Source organism: Arsenicibacter rosenii (genome assembly GCF_001870735.1).
GTDB classification, from domain to species: domain Bacteria; phylum Bacteroidota; class Bacteroidia; order Cytophagales; family Spirosomataceae; genus Arsenicibacter; species Arsenicibacter rosenii.
In genome coordinates, this window is sequence record NZ_MORL01000063.1 from 1 (window position 1) to 4,790 (window position 4,790).

The following is a 4,790-nucleotide window of genomic DNA, read 5'->3' on the forward strand; positions in this document are numbered from 1 at the left end:
TGTAATAATGTTAATGCTTCATTTCCGTTTCGGGCAAAAATAAGCCGGAAGGCTGGACTAAGGATGGTCTTTAAGTATAACAATACATCCGGGTTATCATCAACCAGCAGCAACGTTCGCCGGAGTTCTGGCTGAGCACTGACTTCCACAAGCGAAGAATAAACTGGTTCTAACGTCACATGACTGGTTTGCGTTTTAAGGGTTGAATTATTGACCTTAGCCAGTTCCTCGTTCGTTGCTGCCAATGAACGTTTGGGGTATGTAACAAAGAAGGTGCTACCCTTTCCTTGCTCGCTGACTACTGCAATAGCCCCACCCCATAGAGAACAATATTCGCGGCAGATAGCCAGGCCGATCCCGGTGCCGCCCTGAAGCGATTTATCAAGCTGGTTCGTCTGAAAATAGCGGTCAAAAATATGCGGTAAATCGTCCGGATGTATTCCTGCCCCCGTATCCTTTACCTCAATTTTTGCCGTTTTATCGTCCTCAGACAGATGGATCTCAATACGCCCGCCTTTCTGGGTAAAGCGGAGACTGTTCGAAATTAAATTACGTATTACTGTTATCAGCTTTTCTCCGTCAAGCAGCATCAGACATGGTTCATCTACTCCGGTAACCTGCAAATCAATCCCGGCATATTGTGCCTGAGGCAAAAAGGTATCGATAACCGTTTGTTTAACCAATAAAGCCAGATCTACAGGCTGCTCATTAAGCGTCAGTTGCTGGCTATCTGTCTTAGATAAACTCAGCAAGTCGTTTACCAGCAATAATAATTGTTCCGCATTACGTTCCATAGCCGCCAATAGCTGCAGGCTGGATGAATCGGTTACTTTTTGAGCAATGTATTTAATAGGTCCAATAATCAATGTCAGCGGTGTTCTGAACTCATGTGAAACATTAGCCAGAAAGCGGGATTTCAGCATTGCATTTACTTTGAGTTGATTTGCCTGCTGCTCGATTAATGCTTTATCCTTAGCAATTTTTTCTGTCCGTACCGAAACTTCATACTCCAACAATTCTTTATCTTTCTGTAGTTGCTGATTACGTAAGTGGGATAAGAGTATACCCAGACTTATACATAACATTACACACAGTAATATAAACCATAGCCTAAAGTAAAAAGGAGCATCTACATAGACAGGAATGTCAATGTGTTTGGTTACCCACTTACCATTATTTATCTGCGCTTTTACTTGTAAAGTATAATTGCCGGCTGGCAGGCCATTAATCCGGATTTCCCTTGAATTTTGCATCACCCATTTGTCCTGCCACCCTTCAATGCGATACCAGAGCCGGAAGTCATGTAAATACCGGAAATCTAATAACGTAAATGTAAGGCTGAACAAACGGTCACCAGACGTTAAATGAATATGATTGTTTTCTTTATATTCTGATGTATAATCAACCATATTACCAGTATTCATATCCAGCTTTTGAAACACTGTCAATAATAAGGGAGATTTAACTTCAGTATCAACCGGAATCTGATCAGGGTAAAATGCAGTAATTCCATTTATACCTCCTAAAAATAATCGTCCATCCGGTGCCTGATAATGAGAAAACAAGTTAAATTCATCATCAGCGATTCCATCACCCACATGGTATATGGATAATTGATGGGTATCTTTCTGAAAACTCATCAGGCCATTATTACTAGGTAGCCAAAGCCGTCCTAATTTATCTTCATAAATTGCATAAATAGTATTATCTGATAATCCATCTTTTGTGGTGTACTGTTTATACTCGCCGGATTTTCGGTTCCAGCGGATTAGCCCTCCCCCTAAGGTTGCCAGCCAATAAACCTGTTTATGAATACGGTCAGGATGTATAAAGGTAAAATGGTCAAATGGCAGAAAAGCAGGAGACTTTTCCCTTGTACTGTATCGTGCAATAACACCTTTCAACGTATCCAGTAAATATAATCCGGATGAAGCGGGTACCCAGATACCTCCTGCATGCTGATCCGGAAAAAAGCCATTGATAATATTACGGGAAAGTTCATCAAACTGATTGTAGGCGGTATATGGGTATACTTTTTTTTCCTTTACATTAAAACGAGATAAACCATAATGATGGCCAAGCCAAAACCATTCTTTATTAAATGGTAAAATAGTAGTGCAAATACCACTCTTTGAAGCCAGGTTATAAGCATAAAGATTAAGGGAACTCAGTTCTATCTTAGAAAGAGCATTATGCGCACACCAGAGAGATCCATTTCTATCGTAAAGCAGCGGGCATTGCTGCCCGCTAAAAAAACGTAAAGAATCTTTACTCTTAAATAGCGGCTGATGTTTGCCTGATTTAATATCAACTATTAGTATCTGATGGGTATTTACTATTAATTTGTCGCCGATCTGCACCATCCCCCTGGTAGTATATTTCTTACTATCAGAATTTAGTTTTTTGTCAGTATATAGATAGCGATTGAACTGCCTGTTTTCAAGTGTAATCAATATAACTCCATTCTCCGTACGTATCCAAATGGCTCCTGTTTTATCTATCATTACTCCGGAAAAGGAATTAATTTCAGGCATTATTATTTCCTGAGAATTAAAAACCGTACCCAATTTAGGATGCCATGCAATTAACTTTTTCTCATATCCAAACCAAAACAATTCATTTCTAGAATCATAAACGTAAAAAGATTTATAATAAAAAAAAGGATCATTGGCAATTAGCTTGCTAATTGAGGTATCTATTTGAGCAGAAAATGCACTTACGTCTCCTTTTTTATTTAGTTTATAAAATATATTATTAGATTTGAAATTGCTTGATAGCAAATAACTTTTATCTCCGCTCACCCGACAAAGGTAAATTGTCCCATCATAACTTTTCCATACAGGGGCAAAGAAGTCAGATAGTGTAAACTTTTGTAAAATTTTCCCTGTCGAGTCTAATTCAAATAAGGTACAGCCTTTACTGCTACCTGTAATTCGTTGTGATACAAGTAATGTTTTTTGTCTGGTCTCAAATAGCGTGGGAGCACACGGATTTTGTCCCGAATTATCCACATCGCCTATCTTTCTGAAATCACCTTGCCCTGAATGCCAATATATATTACCTACGTGGGTTACTAAATAATTGAATATGTTTGACTCAGAGCGCACATAATATTTTATACAATCATTTTTAAAGGGGTCTTCTTTATGAAACACTTCTTTAAAAGTTTTTGGTTGTATTTGCCCTGCTTTAAGAAGATATTTTTTACCACACTGCGGCCCTGTATCTGTATAACTACCTAGCCATAAATTACCGTTTCTGTCCAGTCCTACTCTGCTTACTTCCCGACTATAATATTCACCTTTAGGTAATTTATTTAACTTAAGAGGAGGTTTAAACTGATTTCCGTCATATTGATAGGCGCCGTTTAATGTCCCAAGCCACACAAATCCCTGATGATCTTGTCCCATTGCCAGAACATTCCGGTTCGGTAATCCATCTTCGGCACCAAAATGTTGTATCTTAAACCTGAATGGAGGATTCTCTGTATCTATTTGAGCATAAAGACCACGTGAGTAAATTAAAATCAACAGCAGCAACAGTTTATAGGAATGCTGCAAAGCACAAAGAGAATACTTCATATATTTTCGCAAGTTTTAGTGGGAACAAATACAAAAATAGATCAAAATTAACTACATAACTATGTGAAGCATATCATATCTTACTGATATTGTGTAAACGGTAATTACAAACTTTTTTTATGGATAAATTATAGTTCCGGAGAATGGCTGGAAAAGCTTATATCCAACAACCTGCCATCTTAACTTATCCTTATAATACGAAGTATTTAACTTACAGGCTATTATCAACCAGTATGGCTACATTTTCAATCAAGGTATTGAATATGAAAAAATCATGTCCCGTTAGCCGGAAGTTAAATCTTTACTATTTGTAAGTATTTTTAAATATCTTCGTAAGCTTTACTTCTCTCTGTTAATTTATTCAAAAAAATATACTTCTGAATCATTAAAGGTTTGTGTGATCATATTATATATAATATCATTATATATATTTTCCGTCCGTAATTTCAAATAAACAATTTCTCTTATAGCCTCAATCAGGCAGGGGTTCATTTATAGTTCTTTCAATACATAAAAAAATAATCGGCGTCAAAAACAACGCCGATTATTCACCCTACCTAACTACCGTTTCCCTACATAAATATGCAATTGAGTAAAAAAAATATTTATATAGAAAATCCCTAAATCTGTTTGTGTTTTATAATAACAGGCACACAGGCCTGTATACAGCCCTCACAAATGCGAAACGTCAAACCGGCTGACAAGTGCATACAATCCGCCTTTAACGTGTAAATCGTGTTGACACCATTTGCCGATAAGTTTTGCATGCTGCCATCTTCCGTATAAGTAACTGCATAAACCATATAAATACCCTCTGTTAATCCATTACTGGTAAACGTCGGTTGATTGCTCACGCTGACTAACAAACCTGCTTTATTGGTCAAGACATATTTTGTCCCGATACCCGGTCCTATACTGCCCCCGGTCGATTGAAGCGTAATCGGTTGCCCGATCCGGTAATCACAGTTCAGGGGTACGTCTACACAGGTCTTGAAGACAACGGCTTCGGACCAATCCAGGCACCCTGCCGTTACGGCACTTAACGATTGGCCAATAGAAAGGTTAGTGACAGTGCCTTCATAGGTAAGGGCCACCGCCATATAAGTAGCGGTTCCGCTTAGCCCGGTAAAGGCCGGTACGTCGGCTACCTGTAAAATGGTCCCCTGGTTGCTGGCCAGTACATAACGGGTAGTAATACCCGCTCCGGCA

General features: G+C 38.5%; 2 protein-coding genes. Both read right to left on the reverse strand.

Annotated elements, in window-relative coordinates; all coding sequences use genetic code 11:
* Positions 1-3,581, reverse strand: a 3,581-nt coding sequence (locus tag BLX24_RS29450; RefSeq protein WP_071506800.1) for a sensor histidine kinase, incomplete at its 3' end; no start/stop codon positions are given.
* Between the two features lie 620 nt (positions 3,582-4,201).
* Positions 4,202-4,790, reverse strand: a 589-nt coding sequence (locus tag BLX24_RS32985) for a hypothetical protein (protein WP_177225963.1), incomplete at its 5' end; no start/stop codon positions are given.